We start from the raw sequence: 19,717 nt of genomic DNA, 5'->3' as shown, positions 1-19,717 counted from the left end.
CGCGTAGCGCTAGTGCGCGGCATCCTCCCCGCCGAGCCGTGCAACGCGTTGCAACGTAGCGCGGCGTAGCGTGCCCGGCACCACCGCAGCATCGGCGCTGCGGGGAGTCGAGGAGATGACATGACCATCGTCGAAGAGGGCGTCTCGAGCGTCTACGCCGCTCCCGGTCAGCGCGGAGCCGTTGCAGAGTACCGCGCCCGCTACGGGCACTACATCGGCGGCGAGTTCGTCGAACCCGTCAAGGGGCAGTACTTCGAGAACATCACGCCCGTCACCGGAAAGCCGTTCTGCGAGGTGGGTCGAGGCACCGTCGAAGACATCGACCGCGCCGTCGACGTCGCCTGGCAGGCGTTCGCGTCGTGGAAGAAGACCACGCCGGCCGAGCGCGCTGTGATCCTCAACAGAATCGCCGACCGCATGGAACAGCACCTCGAGAAGATCGCGGTGGCCGAGACGTGGGAGAACGGCAAGCCCGTGCGCGAGACGCTCGCCGCGGACATCCCGCTCGCGATCGACCACTTCCGCTACTTCGCCGGCGTCCTGCGCGCCCAAGAGGGCTCGCTCAGCCAGATCGACGAAGACACCGTCGCGTACCACTTCCACGAGCCGCTCGGTGTCGTCGGGCAGATCATCCCGTGGAACTTCCCGATCCTCATGGCGACGTGGAAGCTCGCGCCCGCGCTCGCGGCCGGCAACTGCGTCGTGCTGAAGCCCGCCGAGCAGACACCCGCGTCGATCCTGTTCCTGTTCGAGCTGATCGGCGACCTGCTGCCCGCCGGCGTCGTGAACATCGTCAACGGATTCGGTATCGAGGCGGGCGCGCCGCTCGCGCAGCACCGCCGCATCCGCAAGGTCGCGTTCACGGGCGAGACGACGACGGGGCGCCTAATCATGCAGTACGCCTCGCAGAACCTCATCCCCGTCACGCTCGAGCTGGGTGGCAAGAGCGCCAACGTGTTCTTCGAGGATGTCGCGCGCGAGCGCGACGACTACTACGACAAGGCCCTCGAGGGCTTCACGTTCTTCGCCCTCAACCAGGGCGAGGTGTGCACGTGCCCGTCGCGGGCGCTCATCCAGCGGTCGGTGTACGACTCGTTCCTCGGCGACGGCCTCGACCGCGTCGGCAAGATCGTCCAGGGCAACCCGCTCGATCCGGCGACGATGATCGGTGCGCAGGCATCGAACGACCAGCTCGAGAAGATCCTGTCGTACATCGACATCGGCAAGGCCGGGGGAGCGAAGCTGCTCGCCGGCGGCGAGCGGGTCGACCTCGGCGGCGAGCTGAGCGGCGGATACTACGTCGCCCCGACGGTCTTCGAGGGCACGAACGACATGCGCATCTTCCAGGAGGAGATCTTCGGGCCGGTCGTCTCGGTGACGAGCTTCGACGACTTCGACGACGCCATCGGCATCGCGAACGACACCCTGTACGGACTCGGTGCCGGCGTCTGGAGCCGCTCGGGTGACACCGCCTACCGTGCCGGCCGTGCGATCGAGGCCGGGCGCGTGTGGACGAACACGTATCACCAGTACCCCGCGCACGCCGCTTTCGGCGGATACAAGCAGTCGGGCATCGGTCGCGAGAACCACCTCAAGATGCTCGACCACTACCAGCAGACGAAGAACCTCCTCGTGTCGTACGCGGAAGGCGCGATGGGCTTCTTCTGAGCCGCATCTACTCATCACCATGTCGAACGACACGTACAGCAGGGTCGCGGTGACCGACGCCGCCGCGGCCCTGCTGCGCGACCTCACCGCCCAGCACGGGCCGTTGATGTTCCACCAGTCGGGCGGATGCTGCGACGGCTCCGCCCCCATGTGCTACCCCGTCGGGATGTTCCTGACCGGCCCCGCCGATGTGAAGCTCGGGGATCTCCACGTCAGCCTCGACGACCCGATCGAGGTATTCATCTCGCTCGCGCAGTTCGAGTACTGGAAGTACACCCACATCACGATCGACGCCGTGCCCGGTCGCGGCGCCGGCTTCAGCGTGGAAGGACCGACCGGGATGCGGTTCATCATCCGGTCGCGCATGCTCGACGACGCCGAGCTGGCCGCGTTCGCGCTGGTGCCGGTCACCGCAGTTGATGACATCGTTGCGGCACCCCGGACTAGTCCCGCGCTCGGATCGCCGAGTCCAGATCAATCATGAGCTGCGAGATCCGGGAGGTGCCCGGAGACGCGACCGGATACCGACGAAGTATCTCGGGCAGGGGCGGATTCGCCCGATGGGCGAGACCGCGAACCGTGGCGCCGTCCGCAGTTCCTGTTCTCAACTCGGTGACCAGCGCGACGCATGCGGCCGCGCGGAGGATGTGACCGACTTGCGAGGCCTTGGCGATCGGGTGAAGGTAGGCGGCCGCGGCAGCGTCGCCGCATGCGAGCGCCGCAAGTCGGGCGGTCTCCTCGGAGGCGTCCTTGGCTGCGCGATGCGAGGCGAACGCGGCCGTTCGTTGCAGGTTCGACCGTGGCGCGCCATCCGTGAACATGCGCGCCGCACGGATCGCTTCGCGCGGCCGTGAATCCTGGGGGTTGACCGCTTCGAACTCGGGAAGCAGATCCTGTGCGCAATCGGAGGCGAATCGGACGACCGCCCGTAGCTCACCCATCGTCAGTTCGAAGTCTCCCGCTCCCATGCGCCCATTGTTTCGCGTGGCCGTAGGTGCTCTCGACGACCAGGGATCGCTGAACCACGGAACCCGGGCGCTAGCATCCTCGGCATGAGCGATGACGTCGCGCCGGAGCCCGGCATCCGGGGACTCAGCGCCGAGCGCACGAAGGCGTTCGTCGATGCGGTCGTCGCGATCGCGATGACGTTGCTGATCCTGCCCCTCATGGAGAGCGTCGGCGAGAGCGCGGGGCACGACCACACGACGTGGGAGTGGCTCGTCGATCAGCGAGATCAGCTGCAGAGCTTCCTCATCAGCTTCGTGCTCATCGCGATGTTCTGGATGCTGCACCACCGGCTCTTCGTGTCGGTACAGCGCATCACCCCGGGGCTCATGTGGATCACGGTCGCGTGGATGCTCACGATCGTCTGGATGCCGGTGGTCACCGCGCTCACCGGCCAGGTCGCCGACGATGCGCTGCAGAAGGTGCTCTACATCGGCACGCTCGTCGTCACGAGCGCGATCCTGCTCGTCACGCGGGTCTATCTGGCGCGGCATCCCGATCTGCACCGCGCATCGCGGGATGATCTGCGCCTGGGGATGTCGATCGACCTCTCGATGATCGTGCTGTTCCTGCTTGCGCTCACGATCGCGCTCGTCTTCCCGGCCGTCGGCTACCTCGGTCTGTTCGTGATGTTCCTCACCGGCACGGTTCAGAAGCTGACGGCCCGCATTCTGCGCTGACCCGGCCTTCCGGTCGCGGCGCGAGGTGAACGGGCGAAGCGGAACTGGGGTTGACAGGGGAGGGTTCGGGGTGAGAACGTTTACAACGTCCAGCGTTGGAAACGTTTACAACCGCTCGAGGGAGAGCCATGGTCCGCGTCACGATCACGCAGGTCGCCGCCCGCGCCGGCGTCTCCGTCGCGAGTGCGTCGCGAGCTCTGAACGGACTCGTCGCGAGTCCGGAGACGGCGGCGAAGGTACGGGATGCTGCACGTGAACTCGGCTACGTGGCCGATGCCACGGCGCAATCGCTCAAGCGGGGCCGCACGTTGCAGCTGGGCTTCGCCGTCGCCGACATCGGCAACCCGGTCTACGTCGAGATGATGGCCGCGGTCGAACAGGTGGTCTCGGCTTCCGGATACCGCCTGCTGCTGTCGTCGACCGGTACGTCGTCGTCTTCGGTGGATGTCGTCCGCGACCTCGGTCGGGGCTACGTCGACGGGCTGATCCTGTCGCCGCTGCGCGTCACCGACGAGCTGCTCACCGCGCTCGCCGCGGCTCCGATCCCGTTCGTCGTCCTCGGTCGGCTGCCCGCTTCGGCCGACTTCGACACCGTGCGCGCCGACTCTCCGACGGCGATGCGGCTCGTCGTCGACCACCTCGTCGACGAGGGGCGCCGCGACATCGCGTTCATCAACGGCCCGACCGACACCACCCCCGGTGTCATGCGACGCGACGGTTTCATCGCGGCGGTGGGCCAGTACGACGACCTGCGGACGCGGCACGTCGACGCCGCCGACTTCACGATCGCCGCGGGCTACGACGCGGCGCTCCCGCTTCTCGAGCGGTCCGACCGGCCGGCGGCGGTGGTCGCGGCGAACGACCTGATCGGCGTCGGTGTCTTGCGTGCCGCCGAAGACCTCGGTCTGCGGGTCCCGGCCGATCTCGCCGTCACCGGCCTCGACAACACCGAGCTCGCCGAGGTCGTCCGCCCCGGGCTCACGAGCGTCGACCTCGGAGCGAAGGAGCGCGGTCGCGCCGCCGCCGAGATGCTCCTCGCACGGATCGCCGACGACACGCGGCCGGCCCGTACGGTCACGGTTCCGCCCGCGCTGGTCGTGCGCGGCTCGACGTCGGCATCCGTCCCCGCGGCCCTCCGCCGCCCCGAGCCCATCGACGAAGAGAAGGCACACGGATGACCACGCTCGCAGAGACGAAGACGTCCTCGCGCCCACCCCGCGTCCGGCAGATCGGGCCGCGCGCCCGCGCTCAGCGCAAAGAGGCGATCGCCCTCGTCGCCCCCGCGCTCCTGCCGATCATCATCTTCTCGGTCATCCCGCTCGTCAGCGGAGTGCTCCTCGGATTCACGGATGCCACCCTCGCGCGCAACGCCGAGATCTCGTTCATCGGGCTCGACAACTTCATCGAGCTCGCCGGTGATCGCCGGTTCTGGCAGTCGTTCGGGATCGGCATCGTCTGGGCGGGGTCGGTCGCCCTCCTCACCCTGGTGAGCGCGATGGGCCTTGCTCTGCTGCTCAACAGCAACCTGCGGCTGAAGGGCCTGACCCGCGTTCTCGCACTCATCCCCTGGGCGATGCCGCCGGTGGTCATCGCGATCGTCTGGCGCATGATCTACAACCCCAACTCGGGCCCGCTCAACGGCGTGCTCGGCTGGCTCGGCATCCCGGGTGTGAACTGGCTCGGCGACTTCTCGACCGCCCTCCCGGCCGTGATCGTCGTCGGCGTCTGGGCCGGCATCCCGCAGACGACCGTTCTGCTTCTCGCGGGCATGCAGTCGATCGCCCCCGAGCAGCACGAGGCCGCGGCCGTCGATGGCGCGGGAGCCGCCCGCCGGTTCTGGCACGTCACGCTGCCCGCCCTGCGGCCCGTGATCATCGCGGTCACCGCGCTCGACTTCATCTGGCAGTTCAACTCGTTCGGCCTCATCTACGTGCTGACCGAGGGCGGCCCGGGCGGCCGCACGATGATCCCGCCGCTGTTCACCTACCTCGAGGCGTTCCGCAACCGCGAGATCGGGTACGCGTCGGCGATGGGCAACGTCCTCGTCGTGGCGATCCTGGTGATCCTTTCGCTGTACCTGATCAACCAGTTCCGGCAGAACAAGGGGGCCCGCAAGTGACCACCAAGCGCCCCCTGTACGCGACCGTCCTGATGTACCTGGCGCTCGCGGGATACCTGATCTTCCTGGGCTTTCCGCTGCTCTGGCTGCTGTCGGCGTCGTTCAAGTCGACCCGAGAGCTCAACTCGCTCGCTGTGAACCTCATCCCGCAGCAGTGGGACTTCGGCAACTACATCGCCGCACTCGAGCGGCAGAATCTGATCACCGCGGCCGGCAACTCGGTGCTCGTCTCGATCGTCACGATGATCGTCGCGGTGCTGCTGTCGATGCCGATGGCCTACGCCCTCGCCCGGTTGAAGGGCCGGCTGCGCGCGGCCGGCACGGTGTGGATTCTCGTCAGCCAGGTGTTCCCGACGATCCTCATCATCATCCCGCTGTTCCTCGTGCTGCGGAGCCTGCAGCTGAACGACACCCTGTTCGGCCTCATCCTCGTCTACGTCACCTTCACGATGCCGTTCACGCTCTGGATGCTGCAGGGCTACGTCGCGGCGATCCCGCCGGAGCTCGAGGAAGCCGCCGAGATGGACGGTGCCGGCCGGTTCACCATCCTCCGCACCGTGATCCTGCCGCTGCTGGTGCCGGGCCTGGTCGCCACGGCGATGTTCACCTTCGTCTCGGCCTGGAACGAGTTCTTCCTCGCGCTCGTGCTCATCCAGAGCCCGGAGCTGTACACGCTGCCCATCGCGTTGCGCTCGTTCCTCGGCGCCGAGGGGCAGACCCAGCTGGGGCCGCTGGCCGCCGGCGCCATCCTCGCCACGATCCCGTCGCTCATCATCTTCGGGATCCTGCAGAAGAAGCTCACCGGCGGCATGCTCGCCGGTGCCGTCAAGGGCTGACCTCCCCGTGACGACGAAACCCGAAAACCAGAAAGGCCACACCATGAGAAGAATCCGCGGCATCGGCGCCGTCGCATTCGTGGGCATCGCAGCCATCACGCTTGCAGGATGTCAGCAGGGCAGCGCGAACAGCAGCGGGGGAGACGGCGACGTCGTCACCCTCCAGTTCCAGTCGCTGTCGGACCAGCCCGCGACCCAGGCAGCCATCAGCGAGATCGTCGACGCTTGGAACGCCGAGCACGACGACGTCCAGGTCAAGATCATCCAGGCCGGGTGGGATGGCACCTACGACAAGCTGATCACCCAGTTCTCGGGCGGCACCGCGCCCGACATCATCCACTTCGAGGCGAGCTCGATCGTGTCGTTCGCGGCCGACGGCTACCTCGCCGACCTGACCGACCTCATCGACCCCGAGCTGAAGTCGGACATCTCCGACGGCATCTGGGAGTCGGTGACCCACGACGGGCAGATCGTCGCGTACCCCTCGACCCTGCAGTCGTACATGGCGTTCGCGAACGCCGATCTGCTGGCCGAGGCCGGCGTCGAGGTGCCCACGGGCGACACGATGACGTGGGATCAGCTCCAGGAGATCGCGAGAGCGACGACCACGGCAGACCACTACGGCCTCGGCTGGGGTCTCGGTTCGCCCACCGCGACGATGATGAGCCTGTCGATGGGCTTCGACGGCGGCTACTTCGACGGCGAGGGCGACGACGTGACGATCGAGGTGGGCGACGACGAGCTCGCCGTGCCCGAGCGCATCCACGAGATGGCCTACACCGACCGGTCGATCGACCCGACCTCGCTCACGCAGTCGGGCTCGGACGTGCTCCCGTCGTTCTATGGCGGCAAGGTCGCGCTGACGGTGCAGGGCTCGTTCCAGGCGACGAACATCGCCGCGGATGCTCCCGAGGGCCTCAACTGGGTCGCGCTTCCGCCGCTCGAAGGATCGGCTGGCGCCATTCAGGCCGCGAACCCGCAGACGTACTCGGTGAACATCGACTCGGAGCACGTGGAGGAGTCGGCGGAGTTCCTGAACTTCTTCATGGACGGCGAGAACCTCGCGAAGATCGCCTACGCCGACGCGCTCATCCCCTCGTCGGGTGCCGCCCGCACGCAGGTTGCCGAGCTCGCCGGCGACGACGCCGCGTGGAAGCAGGTGCTCGCGTCGGGCGAGGGCCTGGAAGGTCCGCCGTTCCTGAAGGTGTCGAAGTACACCGAGTGGAAGGACACGATCGCGACGCCGGCGTTCCAGCAGTACCTGGCGAACCAGATCGACCGCGACCAGCTCGCCGCGCAGCTCAGCGACGGCTGGGCCGACGTCGCCGGATGACGATCCGCGGGGGCGGGTCGATCCGATCCGCCCCCGCCTCACACGCTCGAACGAAGAGAGGGACGTAATGGACGTGTTGCACGATCGGGTGGCAGCAGTACTGGCGGGAGCCGCCGTGGGCGATGCGCTCGGCGGTGCGACGGAGGGCTGGACCCCCGAGCAGATCGAGGAGCGCCACGGCGGACGTGTCGAGGGGATCGTCGGTCCTTTCCTGCCCGACTGGCGCACGGCTCGCCCCATCGCGCCGTACCACAAGGGCGACGGTCACGTCACGGACGACACCCTCATGACCCACGCGCTCATCGAGGTGTACGCCAAGCAGCGCCGGCACCTCGACGCCTACGACGTCGCGAGCGATCTCGTGCCCCTCATGATGGGCGAGCGCCGCTGGATCCCCGAGCTCGAAGACGAAGCGCTCATCCTGCAGCGCGTCTTCCTCGCCGAGAAGTGGCTCGTCATGAAGCTGCACTACGGCCACGCCGACCCTCGTGAGGCGGGCGTCGGAAACGTCGTCAACTGCGGCGCGACGATGTACATGGCGCCCGTCGGCCTCGTGCACATCGGCGACCCGCGCGGCGCCTATGCCGAAGCCATCGACATCGCCGGTGCCCACCAGTGGTCGTACGGTCGCGAGGCCGCCGGCGTGTTCGCCGCCGCGGTCGCGGCATCCGCCACTCCCGGAGCGACGGTCGACGACGTTCGACGTGCGGTGCTGGATGTCGCGCACGACGGCACCGCCGCCGCCATCCGCGCCGTGTTCGAGGCCGTCGATGCCTTCCGTGCCGCTGGCGGGTCGGACGATCCGCGCGAGCTCGGTCGCGTCGTCCGCGAAGCGGTGCGGCCCTTCGACACCGTGGGCGAGGCATACCGGTCGCCGGCCATGGACGCGCGTCTTCCCTCGCGGACGAAGGCCATCGAAGAGCTTCCCGTCGCGCTCGGCTTCGTCGTCGCTCACGACGGCGACCTGCGTGCTGCCGTCCTGGATGCGGTGAACTACGGCCGCGACGCCGACTCGATCGCCACGATGGCCGGCGCGATCTGCGGTGGCCTCCGCGGCAGCGCCGCCGTTCCCGAGGAGTGGCTCCACGAGGTCGTGACCGCGAGCCGCCTCGACCTCGATGGCGTCGTCACGACGATGGTCGAGGTCGTGCGCGACGTCGCCCGCGCCGATGCCGAGCGCGCCGCCGCCCGCGCGGAATCGCTGTCGTCGCTGCTGTCGGTGGGGGCCGGGGCGTGAGACTGACCTGGGCTCAGCCCGAAGACCTCGTCCCCGCCGAGCTCGTCGCCCTGCGCGAGCAGGGGGTGCCCGACGACGAACTGTCGGCGATCGAACGGGCGTGGGGCGAGGCAGGCGGAGCGACCATCCTCGCGCCTTCCGGGGCCAGCGCGACGCCGGCTTCGCCCGAACTGCGCGCGGAGGCGCGTCGCGTGCTCGATCGGCTGCAGGGGCTGCAGCGCCCGAGCGCGGACGAGCCCGACGAGTGGGATGCGATCGCGGCGCTGCTTCCCGCACAGCCCGAGCCGAGCGTCGGCGACGCAGCGTTCGACCGCGTGCACGGCGCGTGGCTGGGGCGGTCGGCCGGGTGCCTGCTCGGCAAGCCGGTCGAGAAGATCCCGCGCGAAGGCATCGAGCAGATCGCCCGCGCCACCGGAAACTGGCCGATCCGCGGCTACTTCACCGCGCGCGGTCTGCCCACGGACGTGGCCGAGCGCTGGCCGTGGAACCGCCGGTCCGCGCCGACCTCGCTCGTGGAGAACATCGCGGGGATGCCGGAGGACGACGACCTGAACTTCCCGATCCTCGCCCTCGATCTGCTCGAACAGCACGGCTTCGATCTGACGACCGACCACGTCGCCGAGGCCTGGCTCGCGGCCCTGCCGGCGGGTCGGGTGTTCACCGCGGAACGCGCCGCGTACCGCAACATCCTCGACGCGCGGCCGGTGCCCGAGACCGCGACCCACCGCAACCCGTTCCGCGAGTGGATCGGTGCCCTCATCCGCGCCGACGTGCACGGGTGGGCGCACCCCGGCGATGTCCGGGCCGCGGCGCACTCGGCGTGGATCGACGCGCGGCTCAGCCACACCCGCAACGGCCTGTACGGCGCCATGTGGGCGGCCGCCCTCTGCGCGGCATCCCTCGTCGCCGACTCGATGGATGCCGTGCTGGATGCCGCCGACACCGTCGTGCCGCCCGCATCCCGCCTGGCCGCGGCCGTGCGGTTCGGCCGTGAGACCGGTCGGGCGCTTGCCGCGGGCGAGCTCACGACGGCGGGTGCGCTCGACGCCCTGCACGCTGAGTTCGCCGGGATGCACTGGGTGCACACGCTGAACAACGCCGCGCTCACCGCGTGCGCGCTGCAGGCCCACGGTCGCGACTACGGCGCCGCCGTCGCGCTCGCCGTCGCCGGTGGCTGGGACACCGACTCGGTCGGTGCCACGGTCGGCTCGGTGGTCGGCGGCCTCGTCGGTGCCGACGGCATCGGGCCCGCGTGGACCGCGCCCCTGAACGACAGCATCGCGACCTCGATGCCCGGCGGTCCGCAGCGGTCGATCCGCGAGCTCGCCGAGCGGACGGTCGCCCTCGCGGAGGGAAGCTCGTGAGCGTCGTCGTCGTCGGCAGCATCAACCAGGACGTCGTCGCCCGGGTCGCCCGCATCCCCGCTCCCGGCGAGACGCTGCTCGCGTCGTCGCTCGTCCGCACCGGCGGGGGGAAGGGGGCCAATCAGGCCGTTGCCGCCCGGCGTGCCGGGGGAGCGGAGGTCGCCTTCGTGGGCGCGGTGGGAACGGATGCCGCGGGCGCGGCGTTGCGCGCGGCGCTCGAGGCCGACGGCATCGACGTCTCGGGTGTGGTGCAGGTCGACGAGGTGACCGGAACAGCGCTCATCTCGGTCGACGCGTCGGGTGAGAACGCGATCGTCGTCGCCGCCGGGGCCAATGCCGCGCGCGACTCCCTCACCGACGCGCAGCGGGCGGTGGTCGCATCGGCGTCGGTTCTGCTCACTCAGCTCGAGATCCCCGTGGCCCTGGTGCGCGACGCCGCCGCGGCCCGGGGTGAGGGCGCGTGGCACGTGCTGAACGCGGCGCCGTCCGCACCCTTCGCCTCCGCCCGCGACGCGCTGCTCGCGGCGACCGACGTGCTGATCGTGAACGAGCACGAGGCACTCGAAGCGGCGGGCGTCGAAGACCTCGACGAGGCCGTCGCCGAGCTCGCCCGTACGGTGCGCGGACTCGTCGTCACACTCGGGTCTCGCGGATGCCTGGTCGTCTGCGGTGACGAGCGCACCGCGGTGCCCGCCCATGTCGTGACGCCGGTCGACACGACGGGCGCTGGCGATACCTTCTGCGGTGTGCTGGCCGCGGCGCTCGCCGCCTCCGGACGCCGCCCCGACGCCGTCGGTCTCGATCTGCTCGCGGATGCCGCGCGCGCCGGTGCTGCGGCATCCGCTCTTGCCGTCACGCGCCCCGGTGCGCAGGACGCGGTGCCCACGAGCGATGAGGTCGCCGCCTTCCGGAAGGAGAACCGACCGTGAGCGGTGGATTCGATCCCCTGGTCCCGCGCGAGATCGATCGCCCGACGCCGGTGCCGCTCGACGCCGACGTGCGCTCGGGCGAGGCAGCGACGGTGCTCGATGACGCGAAGATCTTCGTCGCGCCGACGGATCCGGCCGACCTCGGTGCGTGGCGTGCCCAGCTGACGGTGTGGCGCGAAGGCGCTCGCGAACGGCACGGCGTGCCGACCCGCTACGAACAGGCCGAGTCCGCGTGGGCGAGCCGGTGCTTCACCGTCGCCCAGGTATGGCTCTGGGACGAGCTGTTCTTCGACTTCGACGAGCAGCGCTTCACGCCGGAACGCTTCCTCGCCGACGCGCAGCGCCGGTTCGGCGGTCTCGACGGGATCGTGCTGTGGCACGCCTACCCCGTCATCGGCATCGACGGCCGCAACCAGTGGGACTTCTACGCGGTTCCGGGGCTCGTCGAAGCCGCCGAGGCTCTGCGCGCCGCCGGTGTCGCCGTGTTCGTCGACTACAACCCGTGGGATGTCGGCACGCGACGCTCGGCAGACGACGCCACCGAGCTGGCCGCCACGGTGCGGCGCCTCGGGGCAGACGGCGTCTTCCTCGACACGCTGCGGAAGGCCGATCCCGATCTCGTCGCGGCCCTGGATGCCGCACGCCCGGGCATCGGACTCGAGGGCGAGTCGAAGCTCGCGACCGAGCGCATCGCCGACCACACCCTGTCGTGGGCCCAGTGGTTCGCCGACTCGGAGGTGCCCGGCGTGCTGCGCGCCCGGTGGTTCGAGCGCCGACACATGCAGCACCACATCCGCCGGTGGCACCGCGACCACGCAGAAGAGCTGCGCTCGGCATGGCTCAACGGCGTCGGGGTGATGGTGTGGGAGGTCGTCTTCGGCGTCTGGGTCGGCTGGAACGACCGCGACGCCGCGACCCTGCGGCGGATGCTGCCCGTGCAGCGCGGCATGCACCGCTGGCTCATCGAGGGGGAGTGGACGCCGCTCGCGGTGCACGATGCACCGGTCTTCGGGTCGGCGTTCGAACTCGACGGCGTGACCCTGCTGTGCCTCGTCAACACGTCGGGGTCCGATGTCCAGTTCGAGCTCGAGCCCGGCGGTCGATACGTTCCGCTGCATGAGCCCGGCGATGAGGTGTCGTCGGTGACGGTGCCGGCCGGTGGGGTCGCCGCCGTCGTGCGGCTGACCGGGGATGCCGCGGGTAGCCCTGTACCGCCAGTCGTCGCCGAGGTGAAAGCCGCGCTGCGCGATGAGCCGCCGGTGACGGACGTGTCGTTCCCGCACCGCCGAGCGCGGCGCCTCACCGCTCCGGCATGGACCGGGCCCGTGCGAGACGCTGCGGCGGATGAGGAGGAACCGACCGTCACGGTGGCACCGGGAACGCACACGCTGACGGTGCGTTTCCGCGCCCGCGAGACCGGGATGTACGAGGGCGCACCCTACGTCGACGAGTGGAAGCCGCTGCCGCCTCGCCTGCACGACCAGCGCACACTCGAACGCGTCGTCGAGGTGCGGCATCCGGTGCGCGTCGGCGCGGCCGAGGTGACCGAGGCCGAATACGCGCGGTTCCTCGACGCGATCGGTGAAGACGCGGATACCCGTGACCCCGAGCGCCCGGCGACCGATGTGACCTTCGCGCGGGCTCGGGAGTACGCCGCATGGGTGGGCGGGCGGCTCCCCACCGAAGACGAGTGGCAGCTCGCGGCATCCCTTCCGTCGTTCCGCCGACGCGCGCCGGAGGTGTGGAACTGGACGGAGTCGGAGCACTCCGACGGCCGCACCCGGTTCGTGATGCTGAAGGGCGGCAGCGCCCACCGCAGCGAGGGGTCGGACTGGTACTTCGACGGCGGTGTACGGTCGCCGGAATTCGCGGCCAAACTGCTGCTGCCGGGGCTCGGACAGGACGCGTTGCCCTCGACCGGATTCCGCGTCTGCTGGGAGGAGCGCTCGTGACCCCGCTCGACGGACTGCGCGTCATCGACGCCTCGACGCTGTTCGCCGGTCCCATGGCCGCGATGCACCTCGGCGACATGGGAGCCGAGGTCGTCAAGGTCGAGCACCCGACCCGCCCCGACCCCGCGCGCGGCCACGGTCCGAGCAAGGACGGGCAGAACCTGTGGTGGAAGACGCTCGGCCGGAACAAGCGGACCGTGGCGATCGACCTGCACACCGCCGACGGGCGCGAGGCGTTCCTGCGCCTCGCCCGTACCGCGGATGTCGTCGTCGAGAACTTCCGCCCCGGAACCCTCGAGCGCTGGGGACTCGGGTACGACGAGCTGTCTGCGGAGAACCCCGGTCTCGTTCTCGCCCGCGTGACCGGATTCGGTCAGATCGGTCCGTACCGCAGTCGCCCCGGCTTCGGCACGCTCGCCGAGGCGATGAGCGGGTTCGCCGCCGCGACGGGCGAGCCCGACGGCCCACCGACCCTTCCCCCGTTCGGCCTCGCCGATGGCATCGCCTCGCTCGCCACCGCCTACGCGGTCATGACTGCGCTGCACGCCCGCGGGCGGGACGGGCGCGGGCAGGTGGTGGATGTCGCGATCATCGAGCCGATCCTCGCGATGCTCGGCCCGCAGATCACGCGCTGGGATCAGCTCGCGACCGTGCAGCCCCGCACCGGAAATCGATCGGCGAACAACGCGCCGCGCAACACCTATCGCACGGCCGAGGGTTCGTGGGTCGCCGTGTCGACGAGCGCTCAGTCGATCGCCGAGCGGGTGATGGCCCTCGTCGGCCGCCCCGACCTCGCGGCCGAGCCGTGGTTCGCGAGCGGATCGAGCCGGGCGCAGCACGCCGACGAGCTCGACGAGGCCGTCGGCAGCTGGATCGCGCAGCGCACGCGCGATGAGGTGATCGAGGCGTTCGAAGCCGCGCAGGCCGCGGTCGCCCCGGTGTACGACCCCTCGGACATCGTCGCGGACCCGCAGTTCCAGGCGCTGGGCACGGTCCACCGCATCCACGACCCCGATCTCGGCGAGATGGCGATGCAGGGACCGCTGTTCCGGATGTCGCGCGACGAGTCGACGATCGCCTTCACCGGGCGGGCTCACGGCGCCGACACCGCAGAGGTGCTGGCCTCTCTCGGCTACGCCGACGACGACATCGCTCGCATGCGTGCGGAGGGATCGGTCGCATGACCCGCCCGATCCTGGTCGCGCTGTACGCGCCCGCCGACCGCCCCGAGCGCTTCGAGAAGGCGCTGGATGCGGGAGCGGATGCCGTCATCGTCGACCTCGAGGACGCCGTGGCACTCTCGCGCAAGGCGCAGGCGCGGGCGGCGCTCGCCGAGTTCGCCGCGGTTCGGGCGTCGCGAGGGGCTGCCGCACCGGCGGTGCAGGTCCGGGTGAACGCGCGCGGGGCGGACGCGCACGACGCGGATGTCGCCGCTGTCGCGGATCTGCCCGCCGCCTTCGGCATCCGGCTTCCCAAGACGCAGTCGGCGGATGACGTCGCGGCGGTCAGCGCCGCCGCGCCCGGGCGCGAGGTGCATGCCCTGCTCGAGTCTGCGCTGGCGATCGAGCGCGCGTTCGAGATCGCGCAGGCCGGGGTCGCGTCGATCGCGGTGGGCGAGGCCGACCTGCGCGCGGAGATCGGCGTGCCCGCGGGGCGTGCCGGAGAGCCCGGGCTCGCATGGTCGCGCGCGCGGGTCGTGAACGCGGCGGCTGCAGCCGGGCTGCCCCTTCCGCTCATGGCGGTCTGGGCCGATGTCGCCGACCTCGAGGGCCTGGAGCAGAGCTGCCGGGCCGGGCGCGCGCTCGGCTACGCAGGCCGCACCGCCATTCATCCGCGGCAGATCGAGGTGATCCGGCGGGCCTTCACCCCCGGCCCGGAAGAGGTCGAGCGAGCGCAGCGCATCGTCGAGCGGGTGCGCACCGCGGCGGCGGACGGGACGGCCGCGTTCGTGCTCGATGACGGCACCTTCATCGACATCGCGATGGTCAAGGCCGCCGAGCGCATCCTCGCCGCCGCGCCCTGACCCCGCTGCATCCGCCGGGCCCGCTGCATCCGTCGCATGCGAGGTCCCGGTTGGGCCGGTTATCGAGCCGGGATTCCCGGCCGAAGTGGGACCTCGGTGGGGGATCAGCGGGTGATGAGGCGGTACGGCACCTGGTGGTGCACGCCGGTCTGCCTCGTCGCGTCGCTCAGGATGTCGAGGATCGACGCCGCCGCCTTCTCGACACCGTGGTCGACGGTCGAGAACGCGGGGATGTGGAAGCGTCCCTCTTCGATGTCGTCGAAGCCCATGACCTGCACGTGGTCCGGCACGGAGATGCCGTGCGTGCCGAGGGTGTACAGCGCGCCGAGGGCGAGGCTGTCGCTGAAGCAGAACAGGGCATCGAAGTCGGTTCCGCTCGCGATCAGACGCGCGACGGCGGTCGATCCTTCGGCGCGGTTGAACTGGTCGACCGAGGCGTAGAGCGCGGGGTCGTCGGCGATCCCGGCCGCGGCTAGCGCTCGCCGGTATCCGTCGAACCGCAGTCGCGAGGTGGCGGTAGGCCCGGATTCCTGAACCCCCACCGCAGCGATGCGCCGACGACCCTGCTGGATGAGATGCGTGGTGGCGGCCGCAGCCGCTGAGATGTTGTCGATCCCGACGTGGTGCACGGACGGAGTGAGGAGCTCTTCGGCCTGCTCGCCGATCAGCACGAGCGGCGGGCCGTTCGGCCGGTCCCGTACGTCGTCGAGAGTAAGGGCGAGCGGGCTCATCACGATCCCGTCGAGCGCGGGGAAGCCCTCGCCGGCCATCATCGCCAGTTCCGCGGGACGGGCGCCGCCCGTCTGCGCAATGAGAACGGTCAGCGCGCGGGTCTGCGCGCTGGTGACGAACTGCGAGGCGAATTCGGCGAAGTAGGGCTCGCGCAGGTCGGGGAGCACGAGCGCGATCAGTCCGCTGCGACCGTTGCGCAGCTGTCGCGCAGCGAGATTGGGCCGGTACCCCAGCTCATCGATCGCCTCGAGGATGCGTCGCCGCATCTCGTCTCCGACCCATCCCGTCCCGTTCACGACGTTGGAGACGGATTTCGCGCTCACGCCGACGCGGGCGGCGACGTCGGCGAGTGTGACGCGGGTCATGGGGCTCCTGTCGAGCGGGTCTCGGGTTCGATGTTGACTCTAGTTCAGCGTGGAACTATCGTGTAGTTCAACGTGGAACGGAAAGCGGTTTCCATGTTCGCCCGCGGGCGGGACAGACGACGAGGTCGGCATCGAAGCCGACAGAGGGAGCCATTGCAGTGGAGCAGGATGCCGGTCGAGAGCCCGACGCGATGCGTGCGAGCGCGCTGGAACCGGCGCGGCCGCGCCCGCAGCTCGTGCGGGACTCGTTCCTTCTCCTCGACGGCGAATGGGGGTTCGCCTACGACGACGACGATCGCGGTGTCGCCGCGCGGTGGTTCGACGGTCGCGAGCTGGGCGGCAGCATCCTCGTGCCGTTCCCGCCGGAGTCGCCGGCCTCGGGCATCGGCGAGACGGGGTTCCACCCGATCGTCTGGTACCGCCGGACGCTGACCGACGCAGATCTCGCCGCCGCCGGACATGGGTCGGAGAAGCGCGCGATCGTGCGCTTCGGTGCCGTCGACTACCGGGCCACCGTCTGGGTGGACGGGCAGATGGTCGGCAGTCACGAGGGCGGCCACACCCCCTTCGCCGTCGACATCACCGACGCGCTCGACGGTGAAGCTCGCGAGCATGTCATCGTCGTGCGCGCCGAGGACGACCCGCACGACCTCGCGCAGCCTCGGGGGAAGCAGGACTGGGAGGAACAGCCTCACTCGATCTGGTACCACCGCACGACGGGGATCTGGCAGTCGGTGTGGCTCGAGTCCATCGCGCCGCAGCACATCACCGCGCTCAACTGGACCAGCGACCTCACCGACGGCACGGTGACCCTCGAGCTCCGACTGAGCCGGCCCGGCCGCGCACGCGCGAGCATCCGGATCGCGCACGAGGGGCGGGAGCTCGCCGCTGCGACGATGCGGACGAGCGGCACGCGAGCGACGTTGACGATCGCCCTGGACGGTCAGCGAAACGGTCAGAACTACGAACGTCTGCTCTGGAGCCCCGACCGGCCCACGCTGCTCGACGCCTGGATCGAACTGACGGATGACGATGGCCGAACGGATGCCGTTGCGAGCTACCTCGGTCTGCGCAGCGTCTCATGGAGCGACGGCGCGCTGCTGCTCAACGACCGGCCGGTGACGCTGCGGTCGGTTCTCAGCCAGGGGTACTGGCCCGAGTCCCACCTCGCGGCCCCCTCGCCCGACGCGCTGCGACGCGAGGCCGAATTGATCGCCGAACTCGGCTTCAACTCGGTGCGCGTGCACCAGAAGGTCGAGGACGACCGGTTCCTGTATTGGGCGGATCGGCTCGGGCTCCTGGTGTGGGGCGAGATGGCCGCGACGTACACCTTCGACGAGCGAGCCGTGCAGCGCACGACCGCGGAGTGGACGGAAGCCGTGCTTCGCGACCGGGCGCATCCCAGCATCATCACGTGGGTGCCGCTCAACGAGAGCTGGGGGGTGCAGCACATCGCCTCGCGCTCGGATCAGCGAGCCTTCGCGGAAGCGTTGTTCCACCTGACCAAAGCCCTCGACCCCACCAGGCCGGTCATCTCCAATGACGGATGGGAGCTCGGGACCTCCGACCTGTGGACCCTGCATGACTACGAGGCCGACGGCGACGTACTTGCCCGGCGCTACGACGTCGACGCGGTCGAGCTGGGCACGCTCGTCTCCGGCATCGGCCCGGCCGGTCGCCGCGTGCGTCTGCCCGGAACGGCGGACGGCGGACAGCCGGTCATGCTCACCGAGTTCGGCGGAGTGAAGTGGGCAGTCGACGCGAGCCCGGACGACTCGTGGGGCTACTCCGAAGCGGGCGGCGCAGAGGAGTACGCCCGGATGGTCGAGGCGATCCTCCGGGCCGTGCAGTCGGGCACGAGAGGCTTCCGCGGGCGACCCGACGGGCTCGCCGGCTGGTGCTGGACGCAGCTCACCGACACCATGCAGGAGCGGAACGGCCTGCTCACCGAAGGCCGGGAACCCAAGCTGCCCATCGAGACCATCCGGTCTTTCGTCCGAGGAACCGGCACCGACTGAACCTCCGCCGGTTCTCGGCCGGCCACCGCCACCGCCACCGCCATCGACACCGACACCGACACCCCGGGCTCATGCCCGCTCAATGAGGAGAAACCATGATGAAGAGACTGCCCGCATCGCTCGCCCTCGTCGGAGCCGCAGCACTTCTGCTCGCGGGTTGCGGCGCTGGCGGAGGATCCGATGCCGCTCCCGAGGAGATCACGTTCGACGAGGACACATCGGCCAAGATCAGCTTCTCGTGGTGGGGAAACGAAGACCGCGCCGCTCGCTTCGAAGAGGTCGTGGCGCTCTTCAACGAGCAGTACCCGAACGTCGAGGTGGTGCGGAACTTCAACGCCTGGGGCGACTACTGGACCGCCCGCAACACCGAGGCAGCGGGCAAGTCGCTTCCCGACGTGGTGATGATGGATGCCGGCTACCTCGGCGAGTACGCCAGCAAGGGTCTGCTCGCCGATCTCTCGCCCTACCGCGACTCACTGCTGCCGCTCGACGGCGTCAACGACCAGGTGCTCGGATCCGGAACCGTCGACGACGAACTCGTCGGCGTCCCGCTGGGCACGAACGCCTGGTCGATGATGTACAACAAGGACATCCTCGACTCGTTCGGTATCGACTATCCGACCGACGACATGACCTGGGACGAGTTCAACGACTTCGTCCTCGAGGTCAACGCGGCCGGGGCGTCATCCGAACCCCGGATCTACGGGGCGGAGGACTACACAGGCGGCCTTCCGAACTTCATCTACCACCTCATGCAGGACGGCAGTCCGGTCTTCGAGGAGAACGGTGCACCCGCGTTCGATGAAGACGATGTGATCGAGTACCTCGACGGTGCCGCCGATCTCCGCGAGGACGGCGACTTCTACCCTGTCGAGCGCAGCGTCGCCCTTTCGCCCAGCGGGGGCTTCCTCGCCGGTGAGACGGCGATCTGGTTCAACTTCTCGACGACGGTTCTGCAGGGCATGACGGATGCCGGCACCGAGAACATCGGCATGGTGCAGCCGCCGCTCGAGAAGGGCCAGGACGAGCACGTGCTCGCACCCAAGCCGAGCATGCTCCTGAGCGTGGCGAAGAACTCCGACCAGCAGCAGGCCGCTGCCGCCTTCGTGAACTTCCTCACCACCTCGCCCGAGGTCGCGAAGATCTTCGGCACCTCGCTCGGCACCCCGCCCACGGAGGCCGGACGCGACGCGATCGATCAGACCGCAGCCGACACCGTCAACCTCGACTATCTCGCGTCGATCGACGACGAGCTGACGGCGAGCTACCCGATCCTGCCCGCGGGCTACGGCACCATCGAGGCCAAATGGGGCGAGCTGCACGAGCAGCTGCGGTACGGCGATCTGACCACGAAGCAGTTCGCACAGGAGTTGTTCTCCGAGATCTCCCTGGTGCTGGGCTACTGACCGCTCTGCACGACCCTGCCGCACGGCCGAGGCGCCGGAGTGCAGGAGAA

At 69.7% G+C, this 19,717-nt stretch carries 16 protein-coding genes and 1 pseudogene; 15 read left to right on the top strand and 2 right to left on the bottom strand.

The genetic code is table 11. The annotated features are described in order from the left end of the window. The first annotated feature begins 120 nt into the window (after nucleotides 1-120). Together DO944_RS05400 and DO944_RS05395 are read left to right on the top strand one after the other, a co-directional pair. Nucleotides 121-1,668 carry an aldehyde dehydrogenase family protein gene (locus DO944_RS05400; RefSeq protein ID WP_112615445.1) on the top strand — a complete coding sequence of 516 codons (1,548 nt, stop codon included), beginning with the start codon at nucleotides 121-123 and terminating at the stop codon, nucleotides 1,666-1,668. Between the two features lie 19 nt (nucleotides 1,669-1,687). Then, a pseudogene (locus DO944_RS05395) lies at nucleotides 1,688-2,068 on the top strand (DUF779 domain-containing protein); the annotation flags it as partial. A gap of 43 nt (nucleotides 2,069-2,111) precedes the next feature. Here DO944_RS05395 and DO944_RS05390 read toward each other — a convergent pair. Continuing rightward, complete coding sequence (locus DO944_RS05390) at nucleotides 2,112-2,636, bottom strand: putative immunity protein (protein ID WP_112615443.1); 525 nt, start codon at nucleotides 2,634-2,636, stop codon at nucleotides 2,112-2,114. A gap of 84 nt (nucleotides 2,637-2,720) precedes the next feature. On the opposite strand from DO944_RS05390, the gene DO944_RS05385 reads away from it, so the two are divergent. From DO944_RS05385 to DO944_RS05335, 11 genes are all read left to right on the top strand, one after another. Beyond that, nucleotides 2,721-3,353, top strand: a complete 633-nt coding sequence (locus DO944_RS05385) for a TMEM175 family protein (RefSeq protein ID WP_112615441.1) — start codon at nucleotides 2,721-2,723, stop codon at nucleotides 3,351-3,353. Nucleotides 3,354-3,481: 128 nt separating this feature from the next. Further along, entirely contained in the window at nucleotides 3,482-4,531 is a 1,050-nt protein-coding gene (locus DO944_RS05380) for a LacI family DNA-binding transcriptional regulator (RefSeq protein ID WP_112615439.1), read from the top strand. After that, nucleotides 4,528-5,472: a carbohydrate ABC transporter permease gene (locus tag DO944_RS05375; RefSeq protein ID WP_112615437.1), complete on the top strand. Its 945-nt coding sequence runs from the start codon at nucleotides 4,528-4,530 to the stop codon at nucleotides 5,470-5,472. Before DO944_RS05380 ends, DO944_RS05375 begins: the two co-directional genes overlap by 4 nt. Continuing rightward, nucleotides 5,469-6,308, top strand: coding sequence for a carbohydrate ABC transporter permease (locus DO944_RS05370; protein ID WP_220118278.1), 840 nt, complete (start codon nucleotides 5,469-5,471; stop codon nucleotides 6,306-6,308). The genes DO944_RS05375 and DO944_RS05370 overlap by 4 nt, the downstream gene beginning before the upstream one ends. Before the next feature lie 43 nt (nucleotides 6,309-6,351). After that, complete coding sequence (locus DO944_RS05365) at nucleotides 6,352-7,641, top strand: ABC transporter substrate-binding protein (protein ID WP_112615435.1); 1,290 nt, start codon at nucleotides 6,352-6,354, stop codon at nucleotides 7,639-7,641. Between the two features lie 67 nt (nucleotides 7,642-7,708). Next, the gene (locus DO944_RS05360; RefSeq protein WP_112615433.1) at nucleotides 7,709-8,878 is read left to right on the top strand and encodes an ADP-ribosylglycohydrolase family protein; all 1,170 of its coding nucleotides are present in this window, start codon (nucleotides 7,709-7,711) and stop codon (nucleotides 8,876-8,878) included. After that, complete coding sequence (locus DO944_RS05355; RefSeq protein ID WP_112615431.1) at nucleotides 8,875-10,242, top strand: ADP-ribosylglycohydrolase family protein; 1,368 nt, start codon at nucleotides 8,875-8,877, stop codon at nucleotides 10,240-10,242. Before DO944_RS05360 ends, DO944_RS05355 begins: the two co-directional genes overlap by 4 nt. Further along, on the top strand, nucleotides 10,239-11,171 hold the full coding sequence (locus DO944_RS05350; RefSeq protein WP_112615429.1) for a ribokinase: 933 nt from the start codon (nucleotides 10,239-10,241) through the stop codon (nucleotides 11,169-11,171). The genes DO944_RS05355 and DO944_RS05350 overlap by 4 nt, the downstream gene beginning before the upstream one ends. Beyond that, nucleotides 11,168-13,123, top strand: a complete 1,956-nt coding sequence (locus DO944_RS05345; RefSeq protein ID WP_112615427.1) for an SUMF1/EgtB/PvdO family nonheme iron enzyme — start codon at nucleotides 11,168-11,170, stop codon at nucleotides 13,121-13,123. Before DO944_RS05350 ends, DO944_RS05345 begins: the two co-directional genes overlap by 4 nt. After that, complete coding sequence (locus tag DO944_RS05340; RefSeq protein ID WP_181574155.1) at nucleotides 13,120-14,307, top strand: CaiB/BaiF CoA-transferase family protein; 1,188 nt, start codon at nucleotides 13,120-13,122, stop codon at nucleotides 14,305-14,307. Before DO944_RS05345 ends, DO944_RS05340 begins: the two co-directional genes overlap by 4 nt. After that, entirely contained in the window at nucleotides 14,304-15,146 is an 843-nt protein-coding gene (locus DO944_RS05335; RefSeq protein WP_112615425.1) for a CoA ester lyase, read from the top strand. Before DO944_RS05340 ends, DO944_RS05335 begins: the two co-directional genes overlap by 4 nt. Before the next feature lie 104 nt (nucleotides 15,147-15,250). On the opposite strand, the gene DO944_RS05330 is transcribed toward DO944_RS05335, so the two are convergent. Next, complete coding sequence (locus tag DO944_RS05330; protein ID WP_112615423.1) at nucleotides 15,251-16,243, bottom strand: LacI family DNA-binding transcriptional regulator; 993 nt, start codon at nucleotides 16,241-16,243, stop codon at nucleotides 15,251-15,253. Nucleotides 16,244-16,401: 158 nt separating this feature from the next. Between DO944_RS05330 and DO944_RS05325 the strand changes: the two genes are divergently transcribed. Continuing rightward, entirely contained in the window at nucleotides 16,402-18,261 is a 1,860-nt protein-coding gene (locus tag DO944_RS05325; protein ID WP_309300097.1) for a sugar-binding domain-containing protein, read from the top strand. 95 nt (nucleotides 18,262-18,356) lie between these two features. Further along, nucleotides 18,357-19,667 carry an ABC transporter substrate-binding protein gene (locus DO944_RS05320; RefSeq protein WP_112615421.1) on the top strand — a complete coding sequence of 437 codons (1,311 nt, stop codon included), beginning with the start codon at nucleotides 18,357-18,359 and terminating at the stop codon, nucleotides 19,665-19,667. The last annotated feature ends 50 nt before the right edge of the window (nucleotides 19,668-19,717 follow it).

The organism is Microbacterium sp. SMR1 (genome assembly GCF_003289625.1).
Lineage (GTDB): Bacteria > Actinomycetota > Actinomycetes > Actinomycetales > Microbacteriaceae > Microbacterium > Microbacterium plantarum.
The sequence above is the reverse complement of the archived record's forward strand: the minus strand, read 5'-3'. Positions and strand labels throughout refer to the sequence as shown.